This is a genomic window from Pseudomonas pseudonitroreducens, from assembly GCF_021603645.1.
Classification (GTDB): domain Bacteria; phylum Pseudomonadota; class Gammaproteobacteria; order Pseudomonadales; family Pseudomonadaceae; genus Pseudomonas; species Pseudomonas pseudonitroreducens.
This window is the reverse complement of record NZ_BQHJ01000015.1, coordinates 139839-162745: the sequence shown is the minus strand read 5'-3', so window position 1 is coordinate 162745 and position 22907 is coordinate 139839. Positions and strand designations below refer to the sequence as shown.

Here is a 22907-nt window from a genome sequence, read left to right as displayed (position 1 = left end):
TTCGATCAGTCCGAACTCAGCCGACTGCGCTCAACACCTGGCTGCAACCCAGAGCCTTCGGCGCATCCACGGATTTACCGGGCAGCACCGGTAGATACCGATGCGCTGGGCGCACGGCGATTCGATCATTTCCAGCAGTTTTCCTCACGGGTTCGCCCGGTGACCCATCAGTAGACTGTGGCCACTCGCGAGCAATCACCCACCAGAACTCCATTACCCGAGAATTTCCGCATGAAACTGCTCACTGCCAGTGCCCTGATCCTCGCCGCCCTGCTCGCCAGCCAGGCTTCCATGGCCGAAGAGTCACCGCTGATGACCAACCGCCTGACCCAAGCCAACTATCAGGCCATGCAGGCCACCCGCGCCAAGACCGATGCCGAGCAGCAGACCGCACAGAATGCCCAGCCCGACGCCGCGAAGAAGGCCGAGCAGGACAAGCACTGCTGATAGCGCTTCACACCGGGAGCGCGCCGCCGCTCCCGGTTCCCCATCCCCAGCATCGACCTGGTTGCCTTGTGCAGGAGCGAGCCTGCTCGCCAACCCGCATCCTTCCCGACGACCCCGGTGTGCGCCTGGCCTTTTCGCGAGCCAGCTCGCTCCTGCAGGTTGACCGCCCGACCGCCCATACCAGCACAGAACGATAGCGCCGACAGCGCGCGCACACAGGACAATCCATTGCGCCCCGGCGCTGCGCTGGCATCATTCCACGCACCAGGCCTTAAACATCAGCCCCAACTGATGTCAGCTCAATCAAATATGAATTTTCCCTGATGCGGCAGCCCCCTACTCTGGCAACGCGCTGCATTGACAGCGCCAGCTACTCAGTCGTCCTCTAGAGACGCGGGTTCTCGATAACAACTCCAACTGCCCCGAGGATCTCCCATGTGCCTTTGCCCGCTCATGCCTGGCCGTGAATCCCCCTTTGCCCAGAACACCGGAGGCCGGCATGTCTGACCTTCGCAACCCCGTGGCCCCCAACAGCAACGGCGACGAAAGCCTGCTCGCCAGCCACGGCTACCGCCAGGAACTGGACCGCGGGCTGAACCTGTGGTCGTCGTTCTCGGTCGGCTTCGCCACCATTTCCCCGGTCGTCGGCATCTACTCGGTAATGTCGCTGGGCGCCATGAGCGTCGGGCCGTCCTGGGTGTGGGTCGTGCCCCTGTGCCTGCTGCTGCAGTTGACCGTGGCCCTGGTGTACGCCGAATTGTCCTCGCAGTTTCCCCTGGCCGGCGGCTGCTACCAGTGGGTGCGCCGCCTCATCGGTGACCGCGCCGCCTGGTTCACCGGCTTCCTCTACCTCGCCTCCGCCCTCGCCTCGCTGACCACCGTGGCCTACCTCGGCGGTTTCTGGCTCGGCCTGCTGCTGACCGGCGAACCGCCGTCGGCCAACGCGCAGGTAGTCTGCGGCGCGGCGCTGCTGGCCCTGGGGCTGGGAGTGAACCTGCTGGGCATCAACCCGCTGAAGTACTTCGTCAACGCCGGCATCTTCGCCGAGGCCATCGCCTCCATCGGCATCGGCGTGCTGTTGCTGCTGTTCTTCCGCAACCACTCCTTCGCGATGCTGTTCAGCAGCCTCAACGCCCTGGAAGTTTCCGGCGGCACCTACTGGAGCGGTTTCCTTACCGCGCTGGCCGTGGGTGGCTGGGCCTTCCTCGGCTTCGATGCCTGCTCGCAGATTTCCGAGGAAACCACCGACGCCCGCGTCTCCACGCCCCGCGCCATCCTGCGTTCGATGCTGGTGGTCGGCCTGACCGTGATGCTCACCGCGTTCGCCGTCACCCTGTCGTACAAGGACCCGGCCGCCGTGGTCAGCGGGCAGATCATCGACCCGGTGACACCCGCCGTGGTGGACGCCTTCGGTGCCTGGGCCGAACAGCCGTTCGTGGCCATCGTGCTGGTCGCCTTCGTCGCCTGCGTGGTCTCGGTGCAGACCTACATCGGCCGCGCCATCTTCGGCATGGCCCGCGATGAAATCCTGCCCGGCTCCGCGCTGCTGCGCCGCGTCGACAAGCGCAAGGTGCCGATGGCCGCGATGGTCTGCAGCACCCTGCTGGCCAGCCTGGGCTTGGCGCTGGGGCTGAACGCCACGGCGGTCGGCACGCTGATCGCCTTCGGCAGCGGCGGCTTCTTCTTCGTCTTCCTGATCGTCGCCGCCAGCGCGCTGTACGCCCGCCTGAGCGGCCGCTGGGACCCGGACAAGGGCGCGCTGAAGCTTGGCCGCAAGGGCCTGCTGGTCAACGTCATCGCCGTGGTCTGGCTGGTGTTCGAGGCGATCAACGTGGCCTGGCCGCGGGAGATGCTCGCCCCGCCCGGCGCGCCCTGGTTCCAGGTCTGGGCAGTGGTCGTGGTGTTCTCCGCTCTCGCGCTGTTCGGCCTGGCCTACCTGTTCATCGCCAAGCCGCACCGCCGCATCGCCACCAGCCTGAGTTTCGCCGGCCGCGCGGTCGGCTGAGCCAGCCCGGCTGAATCATCGGCGCCGGTACAGACCGGCGCCCGCCTTTCCCCACCTTCCCGCCGCTGGCTTCATGAATAGCCGGCACGGGCAGGCCATGCCTGAAATCCGGAGCTTGTCATGTCCACCCTGAACTACTGGAACTACCCCACGGAAATCCTCTGCGGCGTTGGTGCACTCGACCAACTGGCCGAACGCTGCCGCCTCGCAGGCATGCGCAAACCGCTGCTGGTCACCGACCCCGGCATGCTCGAACTGCCGCCGCTGCACGAGGTGCGTCGGCGCCTGGAAGCCGCCGGCATCGATTACGCACTGTTCCACGGTTTCTCCAGCAATCCCGCGCTGGAGGAAGTCAACGCGGGCGCCCGCGCCCTGGCAGACGGAAAGCACGACTCGCTGATCGCCCTGGGCGGCGGCAGCGCCCTGGATGCCGCCAAGGGCATCGCCCTGCTCAGCCGCGACGCCAACGGTCTGCACAACTTCGAATGGTCACAGCTGATCGAGCGTTACCCGACCCTGGGCGACCACCCCGCCCTCGACCTGCCGCCGCTGATCGCCATTCCCACCACCGCCGGCACCGGCTCCGAGCTGGGCCGCGAGGCTGTGCTGACCGACACTGCACGCAACATCAAGATCGTCGTCGGCCACCGCGAGCTGCTGGCGCGCTCGGTGATCCTTGACCCGATGCTCACTGTCGGCCTGCCGAAATCGCTTACCGCCGCCACCGGCATGGACGCCCTGACCCATCACCTGGAATCGCTGTTCTCGCCGCTCTACCACCCGATGTCGGCCGGTGTCGCCATCGAAGGCGTGCGCCTGGTGAAAGAGCATCTGCAGCGTGCGGTGCACAATGGCACCGACCTCGCCGCGCGCGAAGGCATGCTGGTGGCCTCGGCCAGCGCCGCCGTGGCCTTCCAGAAGGGACTGGGTGGCGTCCACGCGCTGGCCCACCCGCTGGGCGCGAAACACCACAAACACCATGGCCTGCTCAACGCGGTGCTGTTGCCTTATGTGCTGGTGGCCAACCGTCCAGCCATCGAGGCCGACGCCACGCGCCTGGCCCGCTACCTGGAGCTGCCGGAGGCGAGCTTCGACAGCCTGCTCGGCTGGGTGCTGGAGCTGCGTTCGGCGGTGGGCATTCCCCACTCCCTGAAGGAACTGGGCCTGGATGGCGAGGATGCGCAGTGGGTCGGCGAACAGGCCGTGGCGGACATCTCATCCTCCGAGACCAACGCCCTGCCGCTGCAGGCCGAGGACTACTCGCGCATCTATCTCAACGCAGTCAACGGCGTCCTCGGCTAGACCCCAGGCCCGAGCCCGTGGACGCTCAGCAGGTCCTCGATGAACGCGCGGGCGGCCTCGCTGCGGGGCCGCCCGGCATAGGTGATCATGCTGTGAGTCACCTCGTAGCAGAGCTTTTCCGGTAGCAGCGGCTTCATGCGCCCGCGTTCGACCCAGATGTTCGCGTAGTGGGTCGGCAGGTAGCCCAGGTGCGTACCGGCCAGCACCGAATGCGCCACTGCCTCCATGTGATGCGCGGTGGCGCTGCTGCGTTCGGGGCGGAACGGCAGTTCCTGGTCAGCCGGCAGGAAGCCGTGGCGCACCCAGTTGCAGTCGGCGATCTGGCGCAGCGTCGGCTTGCGCGCGGTGAACAGCGGGTGGCGCTCGCCGCAGAACACGCCGATTTCCTCGGTGTACAGCGACAGGTAATCCAGGGTCGGCCGCGTGCGGCTGAAATACGAGATCGCCAGGTCCAGCTGGCCGTCGATCACCGCCAGTTCCAGTTCGGTGGGCGAATTTACGTAGAGGTTCAGCTGCACGTCCTGCTCGCGGCCATGGAAGGCCGCCAGGGTCTCGTCGAAGCGTGCCTGCGGCAGCGTCGTGACATTGTCCGCCAGCCCCAGGTACAGCTCGCCCACCAGCTTGCCGGAGAGCGCCTGTGCCTGGTCACGGAACAGTCCGATGGCATCGAACATCGCCTGCGACGCATCGAGAATCCGCTGCCCTTTCGCGGTCAGGCGGAAGCCCCCCTTGCCGCGCTCGCACAGCCGGTAGCCCAGGCGCTTTTCCAGGCTGCCGATGTGCATGCTGATGTTCGACTGGCTCATGTTCAGCTCGGCCTGCGCCGCGGTGAAGCCGCCGCACTTCACCACGGAGGCGAATATGCGCAGCAGGCGCAGATCGAGGTCGGTGAAATTCCTGAGCATGGGCAGAGTCCGGCGCTGGGCGGGCAGCTAGTCTACTGCACGGGGCACGACCAGTCCCGTTGCTGCGATGCGCTGGAATTCCCGGCGCGCCCGCATGTCTCTGCCCAGCTATCCCAGATGGAGAGAAGCCATGCTGCTCGAAGGTTCCTGCCACTGCGCTGCCGTGCACTTCAGCCTGCACAGCGCCCATCCCTACCCTTACCAGCGCTGCTACTGCTCGATCTGCCGCAAGACCCAGGGCGGCGGCGGTTACGCCATCAACCTCGGTGGCGACGCCGCCAGCCTCAAGGTGCGCGGGCGCCAGCACATCAGCATCTATCACGCGAAGATCCGCGAGGAAGGCCAGCGCACCCATACCAGCAGCGCCGAACGGCACTTCTGCAGCCTGTGCGGCAGCGGCCTGTGGCTCTACGACGCGCGCTGGCCGGAGCTGATCCATCCCTTCGCCTCGGCCATCGACACGCCCTTGCCGGTACCACCCGAACACACGCATCTGCTGCTGCGCTCGAAGGCCGACTGGGTCGAGGTGGCGGCCGGTCCGCAGGATCTGCAATTCGACGACTACCCGCAGGAGTCCATCGCCCAGTGGCATCAGCGGCTGGGTCTGGAAAAGTAAGGGTCACGCCCGCCAGAACGGTTTGCCGATCTCCAGCGCCACCTGGCGCCGCGTCAGGCCGATGTCCTCGATCAGGTGCGGATTGGCCCTGGCCATCCCGGCGAGTTGGCGGCGCAGCCGTGCACGCGCCTGCCAGAGGGCAAGCAATTGCCACAGGGTCGGCAGGCTGAGCGACCGCAGCGAGACTTCCGGCAGCAGCAGGCGGGGAGTATGGTTCATGGCAACCTCCGTTCATCTCGTGCCTCTTGGGCCGAGCATGGCGGTAGCCCGCAGCGCCGTCCTCAAGCGGCGCCAAACACTTGCAAAAACTTGCAAAGGGGGCGTCATGCAGCAAACGCGTCTGGCTTTCGGCCCCTTCGTGCTCGATAGCCCCGCCGGCCTGCTCAAGCGCGACGAGCGGCCCGTCGCCATTGGTTTTCGCGCGCTGAACCTGCTGCAGACCCTCCTCGACAGGCCGGGCGAGATTCGCACCAAGGCCGAGCTGATGGACGCTACCTGGCCCGGCCTGGTCGTCGAGGACGGCAACCTCACCGTGCAGATCGCCCAGCTGCGCAAGGTGCTGGGCGAGGCGCCTGACGGCGGCTCGTGGATCACCACCGTGCCGCGTGTCGGCTATCGCTTCAGCGGCAGCGTACAGCGCCTGGCGGATGCGCCACGCAGGCTGCCGGCCCCGCCGGAGGAGCCGTCGATCGCCGTGCTGCCCTTCGTCAACCTCGGCGACGACCCGCAGCAGGCACTCTTCGTCGACGGCCTCAGCGAGGACCTGACCACCGAGCTGTCGCGTGTCGGCGGGCTGTTCGTCATCGCCCGCACCTCGGCCTTCGCCTACAAGGGCAAGGCCATGGATGTGCGCGAGATCGCCCGCGAGCTGGGCGTGCGCTACCTGCTCGAGGGCAGCGCCCGGCGTGCCGCTGCACGGGTGCGGATCAACGCCCAACTGGTGGACGCCAGCACCGGCGAGCACCTCTGGGCCGAGCGTTTCGAGAGCCGCCTTGAGGACCTCTTCGACCTGCAGGACCAGCTCACCGGGCAAATCATCCAGGCCCTGCTCGGCCACCTGCGCACGCCACTGCCACGCAATCGCCCGAAGAGCCTGGAGGCCTACGAGCTGTGCGTACGCGCTCGCCGCTTGATGGACGATTCGCCGCTGGCGGCGCGCGAAGCGCAGCTGATGCTGAGCCGCGCCATCACCCTCGACCCGCAGTATGCCGAGGCACGACGCTGGCTGGCGATGAACCACTGGATGGGCTGGATACACAGCGGCGGTCCGACACCGCTCGAGCGCGAAACAGCCCTGGCGCAGGCGCGCAAGGCCGTGGCCATCGACCCCAACGATGCCGGCTGCCGCTGGAGCCTGGCCTACCTGCTGACCTACGAACGCCAGTACGAGGAAGCCGACGCGCAGTTCCAGCGCGCCATCGAGCTGGACCCCAACGATGCCGACGCCTGGACGGCGTTGTCCGATGTCACGGTATTGGCCGGGCGCATCGACGATGGCCTGGAGTACATCCGCCGGGCCTTTCGCCTCAACCCCTTCCCTGCCGGCTGGTACTACCTGACCCTCGGCCAGGCGCAGTACGCCGCGCGCGACTACCTGGGCGCCATCCAGACCCTGCGCCGCGACGAGACCTACCGCAGCAGCTCACGGCGCTTCCTCGCCGCCAGCCTGGCACAGTTGGGCCGGCTGGACGAAGCCCGTGCGGAGAGCGAATTCTTCCTGGTCAGCAATCCGGGCTTCACTATCCGTCACTGGGTGGAGACCGAGCCGCTGCGCGATGCGGCAGTGCGCGAGCACTTCGTCGCAGGCTTCCGCCAGGCCGGCCTGCCCGACTGAACACTGCGCCGGCTGCGCGCAACGCAGCCGGCGCGGCTCCACTCAGGTCGGCAGCAGCCCGGCCTTGGCCGCCATGGTCAGGGCCAGGTCCTCGATCATGTCTTCCTGGCCACCGACGGTGCCGCGCCGTCCCAACTCCACCAGCAGGTCGCGGGCAGAGATGGCATAGCGCGCCTCGGCACGCTTGGCGAACAGCAGGAAGGAGCTGTAGACGCCGGCGTAGCCCAGGGTCAGCGCGTCACGGTCGAGGCGGATCGGCTGGTCCATCATCGGCACCACGCGGTCCTCGGCGACATCCATGATGCCGTACAGGTCGACGCCGCAATCCACGCCCATGCGCTTGAGCACGGCGACGAAGACTTCCAGCGGCGTGTTACCGGCACCCGCACCCAGGCCGGCCACCGAGCCATCGATGCGCACAGCGCCGGCTTCGATGGCAGCCAGGGAGTTGGCGATGGCCATGCCCAGGTTGTGGTGGCCATGGAAGCCGACCTCGGTCTGCGGTTTCAGCTCGGCGCGCAGCAGGCCGATCTTCTCGCTGACCTCCGCCGGCAGCATGTAGCCGGCCGAGTCGGTGCAGTAGATGCAGTTGGCGCCGAAGCTCTCCATCAGCCGCGCCTGTTCCAGCAGCTGCTCGGCGCTGACCATGTGCGCCATCATCAGGAAGCCGACGGTATCCAGGCCCATCTCGCGGGACATGCCGATGTGCTGCTCGGAAACGTCCGCCTCGGTGCAGTGGGTCGCCACGCGGATAGTGGACACACCGCAACCGTGGGCCATCTTCAGGTGCTCGACGGTGCCGATGCCCGGCAGCAGCAGCGCCGAGACCCTGGCCTGCTTGAGCCTGGGAATCACTGCCTCGAAGTACTCGCGGTCAGTGTGGGCCGGGAAGCCGTAGTTCACCGAGGCGCCACCCAGGCCATCGCCATGGGTGATCTCGATCAGCGGCACGCCAGCCTCGTCGAGGCCGGTAGCCACAGAAACCATCTGCTCCAGGCTGATCTGGTGGCGCTTGGCATGCATGCCGTCGCGCAGGCTCATGTCGTGCAGGCGGACCTTCTTACCTTGCAGGTTCATGCTGTTACTCCTTGGCGGGCCGGCAATTGCAGGGCGCCCTGGTGGGCTTGTTCGGCGAACATCTCGGCGGTGCGCAGGCCGGCGGCGGTCATGATGTCGAGGTTGCCGGCGGACTTGGGCAGGTAGTCGCCCAGGCCTTCCACCTCCAGGTACACCGAGACGCGGTTGCCCTCGAACACCGGGCCGTTGATCAGCTTGTAGCCCGGCACGTAGCGCTGCACCTCGCGGATCATCTCGTGCACCGAGGCGCGGATCGCGCCCTGGTCAGGCGTGCCGGCGGTCAGGCAATGGATGGTGTCGCGCATCATCAGCGGCGGCTCGGCGGGGTTGATGACGATGATCGCCTTGCCCTGCTTCGCCCCGCCGACCTGCTCGATCGCCCCGGAGGTGGTGCGGGTGAATTCGTCGATGTTCTTGCGCGTGCCCGGGCCGACAGAGCGGGACGAAACGGTGGCGACGATCTCCGCATAATCCACCGGCTGCACTCGCGAGACCGCCGCCACCATGGGAATCGTGGCCTGGCCGCCGCAGGTGACCATGTTGACGTTCATCGCCAGGTTGCCGGCGTGCTCGGCGAGGTTCACCGGCGGCACGCAGAACGGCCCGATGGCCGCGGGCGTCAGGTCGACCAAGATCACGCCGAGGGCATTGAGCTTGCGGCTGTTCTCGGCATGCACATAGGCGGAGGTGGCATCGAAGGCGATGCGGATGTCATCGTCCAGCACATGCGGCAGCAGGCCATCGACGCCTTCGGAAGTGGTCTTCAGGCCGAACTCGCGAGCGCGCGCCAGGCCATCCGAAGACGGGTCGACGCCGACCATCCACACCGGCTCGATCCACTCGGACCGGCGCATCTTCATCAGCAGGTCGGTGCCGATATTGCCGGGGCCGATGATCGCGGCCCGTAGTTTCTTGCTCATGGATGACTCCTATGCACGGAAGGACACCCGGGCGCTGCCCAGGCCGTCGATATCCAGTTCGAAACGGTCGCCGACACGCGCCGGCTCCAGGGGCACCAGCGAGCCGGAGAGGATGATTTCGCCCGCCTTGAAGGGGATGCCGAAGGCGCCCAGAGTGTTGGCCAGCCAGGCCACGGCAGTGAGCGGGTTGCCCTGCACTGCCGAACCCAGGCCCTCGCTGATCGGCACGCCGTTCTTGCGCACGCGCATGCGCAGGTTGGGCAGGTCCAGCTCGCGCGGGTCGCGTTCCACTTCGCCAAGGACGAACACGCCGCAGGAGGCGTTGTCGGCGACGGTGTCCTGGATGCGGATCTTCCAGTCGTGGATACGCGAATCGACGATCTCGAAGCAGGCCATCACGCATTCGCTGGCCGCCAGCACATCGGCCTCGGTCACGCCGGGGCCCTTCAGGTCGTGCTTGAGGCGGAAGGCGATCTCGCCCTCGGCGCGGGGCTGGATCAGGCGGTTTTCCGCGAGCGAGATGTCGGCGCCATTGGCGAACCACATCCGCCGGGTGATGAAACCGAAGTCCGGCTGGTGCACGTCGAGCATGCGCTGCACGGCTGCGGAGGTGACGCCGATCTTCTTGCCCACCAGCTCGTCGCCGTCGGCCAGGCGGCGTTGCAGCATGTGCTGGGAGATGCGGTAGGCATCCTCGATGCCGATATCGGCCCAGCGCTCGGTCAGCGGCGCCAGGGTGCGGCCCTCCATGAGCGCGGCGTAGAGTTCATCGGCGTGCTGACGCTGGAGCAGCTCGCTCATGCGGCGTCCTCCGCGAGGAAGGCCAGTACTTCGCGATTGAACAGCGCACGGTGCTCCACCATCACCCAGTGCCCGCACTCGCTGAGCAGCACGAAGCGGATGTTGCGGCACGCCTGCAGCAGCGTCTGCGCGCCGCTGGCCGGGCAGAACTTGTCGTTCATGCCCCAGAAACCGAGGATCGGGCAGCTCAGCCCGGCCAATTGCGCCGACAGGTTCGGCACCTGCATGCGGGTCAGCACGCAACGCGGCTGCTCCTTCACCACGGCGACCCGCTCGTGCACCGTTTCATCGCTGATCTGTGTGGCATCGAAGAGCTGCAGCGAGAGCAGGCGACGCATGCCGGCGGCGTCGTTCAGTTCACCATTGGCAAAGGCCGCGCCCATCTTCTGGATGCCTTCCATCTGCAGGTAGTACTGCTCCTTCTCCATCAGGCCGCCGGGCGCCATCAGCACCAGGCGGGCAATGCGCTGCGGCTGGTCGAGGGCCATCCTGATGGCGATGGCGCCGCCCAGGGAGTTGCCCACCAGGGTGCAGCGGGCAATGTCCAGCGCGTCGAGCAGGCCGAACAGGGCATCGACGAAGAGATCCAGCGTGTAGTCGGTTTCCGGCTTGTCGCTGGCGCCGTAGCCCGGCAGGTCCGGCACCAGCACGCGGTGGCCGGCGGCGGCGAATTCCGGGTAGTTCTGCTTGAAGTTGCTGTGCCCACTGGCGCCGGGGCCACTGCCGTGGATGAACAGCACGGCGTCACCGCTGCCGCTGTCCAGGTAATGCAGTCGGAGTCCGTCGTTGAGGGTGACGAAGTGCCCTTGCGGCAAGGCGGCCATGGCGTCGCTCCTGGCATTGAGTGTGCCGGGATTATTTCGGCGCCCTGGCCAGAGCCACATCGTCCGAGAGGACTACGGCAGGCGTTCGCATGGACCGCCCTGCGTAGGATGGCGTGGAGCGCAGCGATACCCATCGAATCCGTGCACCGACAGCATGGGTATCGCTGCGCTCCACCCATCCTACGGGGCAGCGGCCCGGCCCCCTGGAACCGAACGGCTCTTCGTAGGAGCGAGCTTGCTCGCGAAGGGCGCTATCCAACGACACCTCACTGACCGCCCGCACCATGCTCGAACCAAGGCCTCGCCCTAGTCCCTTCGGACGTGGGCGCGCGAGGCCGCCGCGCCTAGCCTGCAAGCCTTTCCCAGAGAGGAACGGACATGACGAGAGCATTGGATTTCAGCGGCCAGGTGGTGCTGGTCACCGGCGGCGGCAAGGGTGTGGGCCGGGGCATCAGCCAGCGCTTCCTGGAACAGGGCGCCGCGGTGGTGATCTGCGGTCGCGAAGCACCCGAGCAACTGCCCAGCCACGAAGGGCGTGAGGCCTGGTTCATCCCCTGCGATGTGCGCGACTTCGAGCAGTTGCAGGCCCTGATGGAGGCCATCGATGAACGCCATGGCCGCCTGGATGTGCTGGTCAACAACGCCGGCGGCGCGCCCCATGCCAATGCCGCCGAGGCTTCGCCACGATTCTCCGAGGCCATCGTCCGGCTCAACCTGCTGGCGCCGCTCAATCTCTGCCAGCTGGCCAACCAGCGCATGCAGCAACAGCCAAGCGGCGGCAGCATCATCAACATCTGCAGCGTCAGCGCCACCCGCCCTTCTCCCGGCACCGCCGCCTATGGCGCAGCCAAGGCCGGGCTGCTCAACCTGGGCCGCTCGCTGGCGGTGGAATGGGCGCCGAAGGTGCGAGTCAACGCGGTGATCGGCGGGTTGATCCGCACCGAGCAGAGTCACCTGCACTACGGTGATGAAGACGGCCTGCAACGCGTCGCCAGCACCGTTCCGCTGGGGCGACTGGCCGAGCCCGGCGATATCGGCGATGCCTGCCTGTATCTGGCTTCAACGCTGGCGGCTTATGTCAGCGGCGCCGAGATTGCCTTGCACGGCGGCGGCGAGCGCCCTGCCTTCCTCGAAGCGGCCCAGGGATGACGCCATGCTCAGTGCCCGACACGAACTGATTCTCGACCTGCCCCACGCCGCCGCCTGGGCGCGCCTGCGCGACCTCAGCCTGGCACCGCACTATGTGCCCGGCCTGACCGGCTGCGACTTCCACCCCGGCCCGCGCGAAGGCCTCGGCGCCAGCCGGCGGGTGCACATGAAGCGCGGCTTCCTCGACGAAAGCGTGGTCGACTGGCGTGAAGGCCAGGGCCTGGTGCTGCGCCTGCACCGCGCCGAGCAGGGACCGCCCTTCCCGTTCCGCCAGGCCAGTTTCCGCTATGCGCTGCTTCCCGAGGGAGAGGTGCGCACCCGCCTGGTCCTGAGCCTGGACGGCGACCTGCGCGGCGGGCGCCTGGGTGAATGGCTGCTGGCCGGCGCGCTGCGGCGGACCGTGGCGAAGATCGCGCTGAACCTGAAAGCCTTCTACGAAACCGGCAAGACGCAGAACGCGGATTACGCGTCTGCTCCGTGAGATGAGCTGTGCGTAGGAGTAACAGTCTTTCTCGGGAAGCCCGTGCCGATGCTTTCCCCTCACCCCAGCCCTCTCCCCAGGGAGAGGGAGCCGATCGTGCCGATTGACGCTGGAGTGTCATCCTGCACCGTACGGTCCCCTCTCCCTCTGGGAGAGGGCTAGGGTGAGGGCTGACCGGAGCACGGACCGATCAGGCGGGAGTGGACTCTGTCCGCGATCGATTCCCATCGCGCCGGATGCCATCGCGGACAGAGTCCACTCCTACGGGTTACAGCCCGGCCCAGACGCAGCCTTCACTCCGGCCGCTGCTCCAGGTTGAGGTCCCCCCAGTACGCCTTCATGCGGCGAATAAGGCCGTGCTCGTCGAACTCCATCACGTCGATCACATGCAGGCTGCAAGGCGTGCCGTTCCAGTTCAGGTCGACGCGGAACGGCATGGCGCCGCAACCGTTGCCGGTGACCCGCACCGGCCCGGTGAGCTGGGCGCTGACTTCGGCGCGGCCGAGCCCTTCGCGGTAGAAGCGCGCGATGGCCTCGATCCCGACCTGCGCGGGCGAGCCCACCGGGTCCTCGACCACCGCGTCATCGGCATACAGCGCAAGGATGCCGTCGATATCACCGGCATCCACCAGTTCCACGTAGCGCGCCATGCGCCGGCGGATCAGCTGGACGTCCATCAGGCCACCTCGAATAGCGCGGCCGCGCCCATGCCGCCGCCGATGCACATGCTCACCACCACGTAGCGCACGCCACGCCGACGCCCTTCCAGCAGCGCGTGGCCGGCCATGCGTGCGCCGGACATGCCGAACGGATGGCCGATGGCAATGGCGCCGCCGTTGACGTTCAGGCGCTCATCGGGGATGCCCAGCTTGTCCTGGCAGAACAGCACCTGGCAGGCGAAGGCTTCGTTGAGCTCCCACAGGCCGATGTCGTCCATCTTCAGGCCATGGCGCTGCAGCAGCCTGGGGATCGCAAAGACCGGCCCGATACCCATCTCGTCGGCATTGCAGCCGGCCACCGCCAGGCCCCGGTAGATGCCCAGCGGTTGCAGTCCGCGTCGCTCTGCCTCGCGCGCTTCCATCAGCAGCGATGCCGACGCGCCGTCGGAGAGTTGGGATGCGTTGCCGGCGGTGATGAACCGCCCCACCTCGCTCCACTGGCCGCCCTGCCACACCGGTTCCAGCGCAGCGAGGCTGGCAAGCGTGGTGTCGGCACGGTTGCATTCGTCGCGGTCGATCAGCACGGTTTCGTGGCGGCTTTCGCCACTGGCCTTGTCCAGCACCAGGCGTTGCGCATGCAGGGGCAGGATTTCGTCGGCGAACAGGCCGTCGCGCTGCGCTGCCGCCGTGCGCTGCTGGCTGCGCAATGAATAGGCGTCCTGGGCCTCACGGCTGATGCCGTAGCGTGCGGCGACGATCTCGGCGGTCTCGATCATCGGGATATAGGCCGCCGGGTCGTGCGCCAGCACCGCCTGCGACTGGTTGCGGTAGGCGTTCTTGTGCTTGTTCTGCACCAGGGAAATGGACTCCAGGCCTCCGGCCACGGCGATGTCCAGTTCATTGCAGGCGATGGACCTGGCGGCGACGGCGATGCTCATCAGCCCCGATGCGCACTGGCGCTCCACAGCCATGCCGGCCACGCTCGACGGCAGGCCGCCGGCGATGGCGCAGAGGCGGCCGAGGTTGTAGGCCTGGGTGCCCTGCTGCGCGGCGGCGCCGATGATGACGTCCTCCACCTCGCCCGGCTCGACGCCGGCGCGGCGCACCACTTCGGCCACCACTGCGCCGCCCATGGCAGGCGCCTCGGTGTCGTTGAAGGCACCACGGAAGGCCTTGCCGATGGCGGTGCGGGCGGTGGAGACGATGACGGCTTCTCTCATTGCGAATCCTCAGGTTGTTGTAAGGGAACCCTGGGCGCGGGCGGCGGCTTTCGTAGGGCGCATAACGCGCCAGCGTTATCCGCCGGCCCAGGTTCGGCGAATAACCTGTTCCAGGTTATTCACCCTACGCACTGCAGGAGCGGCGGGGACGCCTGGTTCTTGCTCGCGAACCGCTCCTCACAGTGATGGATGTTCGCGAGCAAGCTCGCTCCTACGAAAAGCCTCTTCAGGCGGGGTAGTAACGGCTGATGGTGTCCACCACGCAGCCGGGGCGTTGTTCGCCCTCGATCTCGACACTGACGCGCACGGTGGCCTGTACCGCGCCCTTTACCGCCTCGGCGGCGACCAGCTCGGCGCGGCCACGCACGCGGGCGCCGGCCTTGACCACGTTGGGGAAGCGCACGCGGTCGCAGCCGTAGTTGACGCCCATGGCAATGCCACGCACCTCGACGATCTGCGGCAGGAACAGGTTGACCAGCGCCAGCGTCAGGTAGCCGTGGGCGATACAGGTGCCATAGGGGCCGCTGGCCGCGCGCACGGGGTCGACATGGATCCACTGGTGGTCGCCGGTGGCCTGCGCGAACTGGTCGATGCGCGACTGCTCGACGGTGAGCCAGGCACTCTCGCCCAGCGTTTCGCCGATACAGGCCAGGAGTTCTTCCGGATGCTCGAAGACACGCGCCATGTCAGGCCCTCTGGCTGGAGACCGACAGTACTTCGCCGGTCATGTAGGAGCTGTAGTCGCTGGCCAGGAACATCATCACGTTGGCAATTTCCCAGACCTCGGCGGCGCGGCCGAAGGCTTCGGTGGACGCCAGTTTCTCCAGCAGCTCCTGGGGAGCGGACCTGCGCAGGAAATCGTGCAGGGCGATGCTCGGGCTCACCGCGTTGATGCGCACGCCGTGCTCCGCCGCCTCCAGCGCGGCACAACGGGTCAGCGCCATCACCCCGGCCTTGGCTGCCGCGTAGTGGCTCTGTTCCTTCTGCGCGCGCCAGCCAAGCACCGAGGCGTTGTTGACGATGGCGCCGGCGCGGCGCTCCAGCATGTGCGGCAGCATGGCGCGGGTCATGCGCATGGTGCCGGTGAGCGTGACGTCGAGGACGCGGCTCCACTCCTCGTCAGTCATTTCCACCAGCGTGCGCGAGCCGCCCAGCCCTGCGTTGTTGATCAGCACGTCGACACCGCCCAGGCGTTCCTCGGCGGCGGCCACCAGGGCGCGTACCTGCTCCTCGCTGGTGACGTTGCACACCTGCCCGTACACCGCCTGCAGCCCGCAGGCCTGGCGGATGCGCTCCACCGCCTCGTTCAGCCGGCCTTCGTGGATATCACTGATCATCAGCGCGCGGCAGCCTTCCTCGGCAGCGCGCAGGGCGGCGGAAAAGCCGATGCCGGCGCCGGCGGCGGCGGTGATCAGCACCGACTTGCCGCGCAGCAGGCCGCGGCCGGATACGTATTCGGGTTTGAGCATGAGTGCGATCTCCTAGCGAGGCACCTTGGGTTCTATGGGCAGGCCGAGCGCACGCTCGGCGATGAGGTTGCGCTGGATCTCGTTGCTGCCGCCATAGATGGTGTCGGAGCGGCTGAACAGGAACAGGCCCTGCAAGCGGCTGAGCCGGTACGGCGAGCCGTCGAGGATTTCCGCCTCGGCGCCGAGCACGTCCATGGCCAGCTTGCCCAGCCGCGCGTGCCATTCGGACCAGCACAGCTTGTAGATCAGCGCCTCGGGGCGCAGGCCGCCGTCCTGCGCGCCGGAGAGCATGCGCAGCGAGTTGTAGCGCAGCACCTTGAGCCCGCCCCAGGCCTCGGCCAGGCGCTGGCGCAGCAGCGGATCGCGGGCGGCACCATTGGCGCGGGCAATGCGGATGATCTCGTCCAGCTCGTTGTGGAACTGCATCTGCTGGCCAAGGGTGGACACCCCACGCTCGAAGCCCAGCAGCGCCATGGCGATCTTCCAGCCATCCCCCGGCGCGCCGAGCAGGTTCTCGGCGGCGGTCTCGGCGTTATCGAAGAACACCTCGTTGAACTCCGACGTGCCGGTCAGCTGCTCGATCGGCCGCACGCTGATGCCCGGCTGGTGCATCGGCACCAGCAGGAAGCAAAGGCCGTGGTGGCCGACGCTGGCCGCCTCGCTGCGAGCGATGACGAAGCACCAGTCGGATTCGTGGGCCAGCGAGGTCCAGACCTTCTGCCCGTTGATCCGCCACACGCCACGCGCGGCGTCGAACGTGGCGCGGGTCTTGACCGCCGCAAGGTCGGAGCCGGCGCCCGGCTCGGAATAGCCCTGGCACCAGAACTCCCGGCCGCTGACAATGCCCGGCAGCAGCCGGCGTTTCTGCTCCTCATTGCCGAAGGCAGCGATGGTCGGCCCGGCCAGCCCTTCGCCGATGTGGCCCATGCGACCGGGGCCGCCGGCGCGGGCGTATTCCTCGTGGAAGATCACCTGCTGGTTGATCGACAGGCCGCGCCCGCCGTGCTCCCTGGCCCAGCCCACACAGGTCCAGCCACCCTCGGCGAGCTTGCGCTCCCAGGCTTTGCGCTCCTCCGGGAAACTGTGTTCGTCACCGGGGCCGCCGCGGAAGCGCAGCGGCTCGAACTCGCCGCGCAGGTTGTCCGCCAGCCACTGGGCAACTTCACCGCGGAAAGCTTCGTCGGCAGCGTCGAATCCGATCTTCATGGGCATTCCTCCAGGATCGCGGCAGCGATGCGCTCGCGGTGCCAGGCGGGCGTGCCGAACAGGCCCTCGCCGGCGCGGGCGCGCTTGAAGTACAGGTGCGGGTCGTACTCCCAGGTGAAGCCGACGCCGCCATGCAGCTGGATCGACTCGGCGGCGCAGTGGAAGAAGGCTTCCGAGGCGTGGGACTTGGCCACGGCAGCGGCCAGCGGCAGCTCGGAGGCGAGTGCCGAGTCGCCCTCGGCATCCAGCGCTGCCTGGGCCACGCACGCGGCGTGGTAGAGCGCTGAGCGTGCGCACTCGACCTTCACCATCATGTCCGCCATGCGGTGCTTGAGCGCCTGGAAACTGCCCACCGGGCGGCCGAACTGCTGGCGTTCGCGGGTGTAGGCAACGGTGAGATCGAGTACCTGCTGGGCGCCGCCGACCTGCTCGGCGGCCAGCGCGATGGCCGCCAGTTGCAGGACGGTCTGCAGTTTCGGCCAGGCACTGCCGGCTACGCCGAGCAATGCGTCGGCGGGGAGATAGAGATTGTCCAGTTCGATTTCGCCGAGCGGGCGAGTCTGGTCCAGCGTGGCCAGGGCGCGACGCTGCAAACCGCTGCTGAGCGCAGGAACGGCGAACAGGCAGATGCCCTCTTCGCCCCGGCTGCCGGCCAGCCGAGCGGGGATCAGCAGCAGGTCGGCGCTGTGGCCATCGAGCGCCGGGCGCAGGCGGCCATCCAGCACGAAGCCTTCACCCTCCTTGCGCGCCTGGACCTGAACCGCGCCGACGTCCGGCGCGCCTTCGGCGCCCAGCACCAGGGTGGCACTCAGGCTGCCCTCGGCGAATGCCGGCAACCAACGCGCCTGTTGCGCCGCGTCACCCAGCAGGCGCAGGGCGCAGATGGTGATGGCGCTGGCGAGGAACGGCAGCGACGCCAGGCGACGGCCCAACTGCTCCTGGACGATGGCCAGCTCGACGAAGCCCAGCCCCAGGCCGCCGTGGGCCTCGGGCACCAGCAACGCCTGCCAGCCGAGTTCATCGCGAATCCGCTGCCAGAGCATGGCATCGTGCCCGCCCGCGGCCATCGCCGCGCGCACGGCGCAGGTAGGTGAAGCATCGGCGAGGAAGCTTTCCGCGCTGTCGCGGATCATCAGCTGCTCATCGGTGAAGGCGAATTCCATGGAAGGCGGCCCTGTGGTGTCGGATGGGCGCAGTCTGGCGGGAGATGCCCGGGCGGGAATCGTCCGAATGGACGTGAGGCAATGCACTGCAGTGGGCCAGACGATGTAGGAGCGAGCTTGCTCGCGAACCGGCCCCGCAGCGGAGATTGGTTCGCGAGCAAGCTCGCTCCTACGAAGAGCAAGAGCAGGTCCCTACAACGCGGGAGGCCCCGCAGCGGCTGGTGGTTCGCGAGCAAGCTCGCTCCTACGAGGAGCAAGAGCAGGTTCCTACAACGCGGAGGCCTCGCAGCGGCAGGTGGTTCGCGAGCAAGCTCGCTCCTGCAAACAGCAGCAGAGGATGGGTGGAGCAAAGCGAAACCCATCCCGCAAAGCGGGGATGCGGTCAGCTGCCGTAGACCTTCTGCGCCGGCACGGCCTGGTCGATCAGTTCGTTGACCACCCCGCCGATTTCCTGCGGCAACCAGCGCTCGCCCTTGTCGCGTTGCGGGCCTCGGCGCCAGCCGTCGCCGAGGGAGAGCTTGCCGCCTTCCACCTCGAACAGGCAGCCGCTGACGTGCTGGGAGTCCTCGCTGACCAGCCAGGCCACCAGCGGCGCGACGTTTTCCGGGGCGAAGTGGTCGAAGCCATCGTCGGGTTTCTTCATCACCTCGGCGAACACCTGCTCGGTCATGCCGGTGCGTGCGGCCGGGGCCAGGGCGTTGGCGGTAATGCCGTAGCGCGCCAGCTCGGCGGCCTGCACCAGCGTGAGGGAAGCGATGCCGCCCTTGGCCGCCGAGTAGTTGGACTGGCCGATGGAGCCCTGCAACCCGGCGCCGGAGCTGGTGTTGATGATCCGCGCGCGCACCGTCGCGCCGGCCTTGGCCTGGTCGCGCCAGTGGTGCACGGCGTGGCTGGCGATGCAGAAGTGGCCCTTGAGGTGCACGTTCATCACCGCGTCCCAGTCGGCCTCGGTGAGGCTGGCGAACATGCGGTCACGGCAGATGCCGGCATTGTTGACCACCGCATGCAGGTCGCCGAAGGCGGCGATGGCGGCGCGAACGATCTCGCCGGCCTCGTGGTAGTCGGTGATGTCGTGGCAGTCGCCGATGGCCTGGCCGCCCTGGTCACGGATCAGCGCGACGACGCCGGCCACGGCTTCGCGGTTGATGTCGTTGACCAGCACTTTCGCGCCCTCGGCCGCCAGGGCCAGGGCGTAGGCGCGACCAAGGCCGCCGCCGGCGCCGGTGATGATGACGACGCGGTCTTTGCAGATGGACATGGGGTTCTCCAAGGGGTTGCGCTAGTACGCGCAGAACAGATCTTCGGGGCGTAGCGAGCGACGACCAGGCAAGGCGGAATGCGGGGCGGGAAGCGGAGTTGGCTGCAGCCAATGAGCATTCACGACCCGCATTCCAACGCCGCATGGCCTAGCGCAGCAGCCCCATCACAGTCTCTCGATGATGGTCACGTTGGCTTGCCCTCCGCCTTCACACATGGCCTGCAGGCCGTAGCGGCCGCCAGTGCGCTCCAGCTCATGCAGCAGCGTGGTCATCAGCCGCGCGCCGGTGGCGCCCAGCGGGTGGCCGAGGGCGATGGCGCCGCCGTTGACGTTGGTGCGCTCGTGGGGGTAGCCGGTTTCCTGCAGCCAGGCCATGACCACCGAGGCGAAGGCTTCGTTGATCTCCACCCGGTCGATGTCGTCCAGGCGCATGCCGGCCTTTTTCAGTGCGTAGGCGGTGGCGGGTATCGGCGCGGTGAGCATCCACACGGGGTCGTCCGCGCGCACGCTGAGGTGGTGAATGCGCGCTCGCGGCGTCAGGTTGTAGCGCTTGAGCGCTCGCTCGGAGACGATCAGCAGCGCGCTGGCGGCGTCGCAGGTCTGGCTGGAAACGCCGGCCGTGACGCGATCACAACCGAACAGGGTTTCCAGCTCAGCCATCTTCGCCAGGCTGGTCTGGCGCGGCGTCTCGTCGTGCACAACCCCGGCCAGCGGGATGATCTCGCGGGCGAAGCGCCCCGCCTCGATGGCGCGCAAGGCGCGGCGATGGGACTCCAGCGAATAGGCTTCCAGCGCCTCGCGGCTGATGCCCCACTTCTCCGCAATCATCTGCGCGGAACGGAACTGGCTCGGCGGCGTGGCGCCATAGCGCCTGACCCAGCCTTCCGAGCCGCTGAAGGGATCGCTGAAGCCCAGCGGCTCGGCGGCAGTCATGGCCGAGGAAATCGGAATCTGCGTCATGGTCTGCACGCCGCCGGCGATCACCACGTCCTGGGTGCCGCTCATCACCGCCTGCGCGGCGAAGTGCACGGCCTGCTGCGAGGAGCCGCACTGGCGGTCCACGGTGGTGCCGGGCACGCCCTGGTCCAGGCCGGCGGCCAGCCAGCAGGTGCGGGCGATGTCGCCGGCCAGCGGGCCGATGGTATCGACGCAGCCGAAGATGACGTCGTCGTAGTCCGCGTCGGGGATGCCGTTGCGCTGCACCAGCTCGCGCAGCACGTGGGCGCCCAGGTCGGCGGCATGGATCTGCGCCAGGCCGCCCTTGCGCTTGCCGGTGGGCGTGCGCAGGGCGTCGACGATGTAGGCTTCTGCCATTTCGATCTCCTCAGACCGCGAAGGTGTGGCCGGCGCCGGCGCTGATCGCCCCGCCGAACAGTGCCTGGCACAACCGCGCCTTGTGCAGGCTGCGGTCGCCCCAGACCTTGTCCAGGGCCCAGGCGCGCTTCATGTAGAGCTGCAGGTCGACTTCCCAGGTGTAGCCCATGGCGCCGTGCACCTGGATGGCGTTCTTCGCCGCCAGTTGCGCGGCTTCCGAGCACGCCAGGCGCGCCTGGGAAACGTGCAGCGCGGCCTGCGGGTGGCTCTCGGCGAGGGACTGCGCAGCGCGGTACAGCGGCGCCTTGGCGAACTCGATGAGCACCGCCACATCGGCCATCAGGTGCTTGACCGCCTGGAAGCTGCCGATGGGTTTGCCGAACTGCTTGCGCTCGAAGCTGTAGTCCACCGCCAGGTCGACCATGCGCCGGGCCAGCCCCAGCTGCTGCGCGGCGCAGGCCAGCGCGCCACGCTCGAAGGCCGCCGCCCACAAGCTGCGGGCCAGCTCGCCACTGGCCAGGCGAGTGGCGGCGCTGGGCGTCCAGGCGACGCTGAACAGCCGGCGTGCCGGATCGAGCGCCAGGCTGCGGGTCAGCTGCACGGCCTCGCGCGGGACGGCGTGGATGTCGTCGTGGTGACCGAGGATCAGCAGGTCGGCGACATGGGCGTCGGCTACCAGCAGGTTGTCCGGATGGCCGACCGCGAGCCGCGCCTGGCCGGCGGCGATGCGCCCCAGCCAGTCGGCCTTCAGCGCCTCGTGCTCGTCACCGAGCGCGGCCAGCAAAGGCGCGCCCACCAGCACGCTGTCGAGCAGTGGTTCGGCCAGCGCGGCATAGCCGCATTCCTGCGCCGGCAGCACCCAGTCGGTCTCATCCAGGCCCAGGCCGCCATAGGCTTCGGGCAGGTTCAGGGCGGTCAGGCCGAGTTCGGCGAGCTGCGCCCAGAGTTCGTCGCTGCGCCCGGTCTCGCTGCCCCAGAGTTCGCGCTGGCGCTCCGGGGTCACCTGGTTGGTGAGGAAGGCGCGCACGCTGTCGTGGAAGCTCAGCTGGTCGTCGTTGAAAGTGAAGTCCATGTCCCGGCTCCTCAGGCGCGCGGCATGCCGAGCATGCGTTCGGCGATGATGTTGCGCTGGATTTCGTTGGTGCCGGCGTAGATCGGGCCGGCCAGGGAGAACAGGAAACCGTCCAGCCAGCGCCCGACCTCACCGGCCAGCGGCTCGCCGGGCAGCAGTTCGGCGCGGGCGCCGAGGATGCTCAGGGCGGTGTCGTGCATGCGCTGGTCCAGCTCCGACCAGAAGATCTTGTTGGTCGAGGATTCCGGGCCGATACGGCCGCCCTGCTGCAGGCGCGAGGCGGTCATGTAGGTGCTCAGGGTGTAGGCCTCGGCGTCGAGCCAGGCACGCATCACCGCCTCGCCGATGGCCGGGTCGCGGTCGGCCGCCTCGCGGTTGTCCAGGTACAGCTGCAGCAGGCGCCGCGCGGTTTCCTGGAAGCGCGCCGGGGAGCGCAGCATCAGCCCGCGCTCGAAGCCGGCGGTGGACATCGCCACGTGCCAGCCCTGCCCTTCGCCACCGAGTACGTTCTCCACCGGCACCTTGACGTCGTCGAAGAAGATTTCCGCAAAGCCCGGCAGGCCGTCGAGCTGGGCGATCGGGCGCACGGTGATGCCCGGCGAGTCCAGCGGCACCAGGATGAAGGTCAGCCCATGGTGGCGGCTGGAGGCCGGGTCGGTGCGGAACATGCCGAACAGCCAGTCGGCCCAGACCGCACGGGTCGACCAGGTCTTCTGGCCATTGATCACGTAGTGCTCGCCCACGCGCTCGGCCCGCGAGCGGATCGCCGCCATGTCGGAACCCGCGCCCGGCTCGGACCAGCCCTGGGCCCAGACGTCCTGCCCGCGCGCCATGCGCGGCAGGAAGCGGGCCTTCTGCTCCTCGCTGCCGAATTCCATCAGCGTCGGGCCGAGCAGGAAGATGCCGTTCTGGTTGACCCGGCCGGGCGCGCCGGCGCGGTAGTACTCTTCCTCGAAGATCAGCCACTGGATCAGGTCGCAACCGCGGCCGCCGTACTCCTGCGGCCAGGTCACCATGCCCCAATGGCCGTCGTGCAGGCGCGCTTCCCACTCGCGGTGCAGGCGGAAGCCCTCCTCGGTGTCGTACGAGGGCAAGGGCTTCTGCGGCACGTTGGCCGCCAGCCAGGCGCGCGCTTCCTCGCGGAAGGCCTGTTGTTCGTTGTTGTAGTTCAGGTCCATGGGCTGC

23 protein-coding genes are annotated in these 22907 nt (G+C 68.0%); 7 read left to right on the top strand and 16 right to left on the bottom strand.

Annotated elements, in window-relative coordinates:
• The first annotated feature begins 231 nt into the window (after positions 1 to 231).
• The 3 genes from L6D89_RS29240 to L6D89_RS29230 all read left to right on the top strand — a co-directional run bounded on the left by L6D89_RS29240 (position 232) and on the right by L6D89_RS29230 (position 3754).
• A complete protein-coding gene (locus L6D89_RS29240; protein ID WP_236201971.1) occupies positions 232 to 447 on the top strand; it encodes a hypothetical protein in 216 nt (71 codons plus the stop codon).
• A 499-nt stretch (positions 448 to 946) separates the two neighbouring features.
• Complete coding sequence (locus L6D89_RS29235) at positions 947 to 2452, top strand: APC family permease (protein ID WP_236201970.1); 1506 nt, start codon at positions 947 to 949, stop codon at positions 2450 to 2452.
• 120 nt (positions 2453 to 2572) lie between these two features.
• Positions 2573 to 3754, top strand: coding sequence for an iron-containing alcohol dehydrogenase (locus tag L6D89_RS29230; protein ID WP_236201969.1), 1182 nt, complete (start codon positions 2573 to 2575; stop codon positions 3752 to 3754).
• Here the strand turns inward: L6D89_RS29230 and L6D89_RS29225 are convergent.
• A complete protein-coding gene (locus L6D89_RS29225; protein WP_236201968.1) occupies positions 3751 to 4659 on the bottom strand; it encodes a LysR family transcriptional regulator in 909 nt (302 codons plus the stop codon). The genes L6D89_RS29230 and L6D89_RS29225 overlap by 4 nt on opposite strands.
• A gap of 130 nt (positions 4660 to 4789) precedes the next feature.
• Between L6D89_RS29225 and L6D89_RS29220 the strand changes: the two genes are divergently transcribed.
• Positions 4790 to 5275 carry a GFA family protein gene (locus L6D89_RS29220; RefSeq protein WP_236201967.1) on the top strand — a complete coding sequence of 162 codons (486 nt, stop codon included), beginning with the start codon at positions 4790 to 4792 and terminating at the stop codon, positions 5273 to 5275.
• Between the two features lie 3 nt (positions 5276 to 5278).
• Here the strand turns inward: L6D89_RS29220 and L6D89_RS29215 are convergent, their stop codons facing one another.
• Positions 5279 to 5494, bottom strand: coding sequence for a DUF1127 domain-containing protein (locus L6D89_RS29215; RefSeq protein WP_236201966.1), 216 nt, complete (start codon positions 5492 to 5494; stop codon positions 5279 to 5281).
• Between the two features lie 106 nt (positions 5495 to 5600).
• Here L6D89_RS29215 and L6D89_RS29210 point away from each other — a divergent pair, with 106 nt between their 5' ends.
• On the top strand, positions 5601 to 7109 hold the full coding sequence (locus L6D89_RS29210; protein WP_236201965.1) for a winged helix-turn-helix domain-containing tetratricopeptide repeat protein: 1509 nt from the start codon (positions 5601 to 5603) through the stop codon (positions 7107 to 7109).
• A 42-nt stretch (positions 7110 to 7151) separates the two neighbouring features.
• Here L6D89_RS29210 and dmpG read toward each other — a convergent pair whose 3' ends face one another.
• The 4 genes from dmpG to L6D89_RS29190 are packed head-to-tail and all read right to left on the bottom strand — an operon-like array spanning position 7152 to position 10731.
• Complete coding sequence (gene dmpG, locus L6D89_RS29205) at positions 7152 to 8186, bottom strand: 4-hydroxy-2-oxovalerate aldolase (RefSeq protein WP_236201964.1); 1035 nt, start codon at positions 8184 to 8186, stop codon at positions 7152 to 7154.
• A complete protein-coding gene (locus L6D89_RS29200) occupies positions 8183 to 9106 on the bottom strand; it encodes an acetaldehyde dehydrogenase (acetylating) (RefSeq protein WP_236201963.1) in 924 nt (307 codons plus the stop codon). The genes dmpG and L6D89_RS29200 overlap by 4 nt, the downstream gene beginning before the upstream one ends.
• A 9-nt stretch (positions 9107 to 9115) precedes the next feature.
• Positions 9116 to 9907 carry a fumarylacetoacetate hydrolase family protein gene (locus tag L6D89_RS29195; RefSeq protein WP_236201962.1) on the bottom strand — a complete coding sequence of 264 codons (792 nt, stop codon included), beginning with the start codon at positions 9905 to 9907 and terminating at the stop codon, positions 9116 to 9118.
• Complete coding sequence (locus L6D89_RS29190) at positions 9904 to 10731, bottom strand: alpha/beta fold hydrolase (protein WP_236201961.1); 828 nt, start codon at positions 10729 to 10731, stop codon at positions 9904 to 9906. Before L6D89_RS29190 ends, L6D89_RS29195 begins: the two co-directional genes overlap by 4 nt.
• Before the next feature lie 378 nt (positions 10732 to 11109).
• Between L6D89_RS29190 and L6D89_RS29185 the strand changes: the two genes are divergently transcribed.
• Both L6D89_RS29185 and L6D89_RS29180 read left to right on the top strand, forming a co-directional pair.
• A complete protein-coding gene (locus tag L6D89_RS29185) occupies positions 11110 to 11880 on the top strand; it encodes an SDR family oxidoreductase (protein ID WP_236201960.1) in 771 nt (256 codons plus the stop codon).
• 4 nt (positions 11881 to 11884) lie between these two features.
• Positions 11885 to 12361 carry an SRPBCC family protein gene (locus L6D89_RS29180; protein ID WP_236201959.1) on the top strand — a complete coding sequence of 159 codons (477 nt, stop codon included), beginning with the start codon at positions 11885 to 11887 and terminating at the stop codon, positions 12359 to 12361.
• Positions 12362 to 12654: 293 nt separating this feature from the next.
• Here the strand turns inward: L6D89_RS29180 and L6D89_RS29175 are convergent, their stop codons facing one another.
• The 10 genes from L6D89_RS29175 to L6D89_RS29130 form a co-directional block, all read right to left on the bottom strand.
• Complete coding sequence (locus L6D89_RS29175; protein WP_236201958.1) at positions 12655 to 13038, bottom strand: nuclear transport factor 2 family protein; 384 nt, start codon at positions 13036 to 13038, stop codon at positions 12655 to 12657.
• A complete protein-coding gene (locus L6D89_RS29170; protein ID WP_236201957.1) occupies positions 13038 to 14240 on the bottom strand; it encodes an acetyl-CoA C-acyltransferase in 1203 nt (400 codons plus the stop codon). The genes L6D89_RS29175 and L6D89_RS29170 overlap by 1 nt, the downstream gene beginning before the upstream one ends.
• Positions 14241 to 14466: 226 nt before the next feature.
• A complete protein-coding gene (locus L6D89_RS29165; RefSeq protein ID WP_236201956.1) occupies positions 14467 to 14925 on the bottom strand; it encodes a MaoC family dehydratase in 459 nt (152 codons plus the stop codon).
• Between the two features lies 1 nt (position 14926).
• Positions 14927 to 15709: an SDR family oxidoreductase gene (locus L6D89_RS29160; RefSeq protein WP_236201955.1), complete on the bottom strand. Its 783-nt coding sequence runs from the start codon at positions 15707 to 15709 to the stop codon at positions 14927 to 14929.
• A gap of 12 nt (positions 15710 to 15721) precedes the next feature.
• Positions 15722 to 16915, bottom strand: coding sequence for an acyl-CoA dehydrogenase family protein (locus tag L6D89_RS29155; protein WP_236201954.1), 1194 nt, complete (start codon positions 16913 to 16915; stop codon positions 15722 to 15724).
• Positions 16912 to 18078 carry an acyl-CoA dehydrogenase family protein gene (locus L6D89_RS29150; protein WP_236201953.1) on the bottom strand — a complete coding sequence of 389 codons (1167 nt, stop codon included), beginning with the start codon at positions 18076 to 18078 and terminating at the stop codon, positions 16912 to 16914. Before L6D89_RS29150 ends, L6D89_RS29155 begins: the two co-directional genes overlap by 4 nt.
• Positions 18079 to 18460: 382 nt before the next feature.
• Positions 18461 to 19336 carry an SDR family oxidoreductase gene (locus tag L6D89_RS29145; RefSeq protein WP_236201952.1) on the bottom strand — a complete coding sequence of 292 codons (876 nt, stop codon included), beginning with the start codon at positions 19334 to 19336 and terminating at the stop codon, positions 18461 to 18463.
• Between the two features lie 165 nt (positions 19337 to 19501).
• The gene (locus L6D89_RS29140) at positions 19502 to 20650 is read right to left on the bottom strand and encodes an acetyl-CoA C-acetyltransferase (protein ID WP_236201951.1); all 1149 of its coding nucleotides are present in this window, start codon (positions 20648 to 20650) and stop codon (positions 19502 to 19504) included.
• 10 nt (positions 20651 to 20660) lie between these two features.
• Positions 20661 to 21722 carry an acyl-CoA dehydrogenase family protein gene (locus tag L6D89_RS29135; protein ID WP_236201950.1) on the bottom strand — a complete coding sequence of 354 codons (1062 nt, stop codon included), beginning with the start codon at positions 21720 to 21722 and terminating at the stop codon, positions 20661 to 20663.
• An 11-nt stretch (positions 21723 to 21733) separates the two neighbouring features.
• Positions 21734 to 22900: an acyl-CoA dehydrogenase gene (locus tag L6D89_RS29130; RefSeq protein WP_236201949.1), complete on the bottom strand. Its 1167-nt coding sequence runs from the start codon at positions 22898 to 22900 to the stop codon at positions 21734 to 21736.
• Positions 22901 to 22907 lie beyond the last annotated feature (7 nt).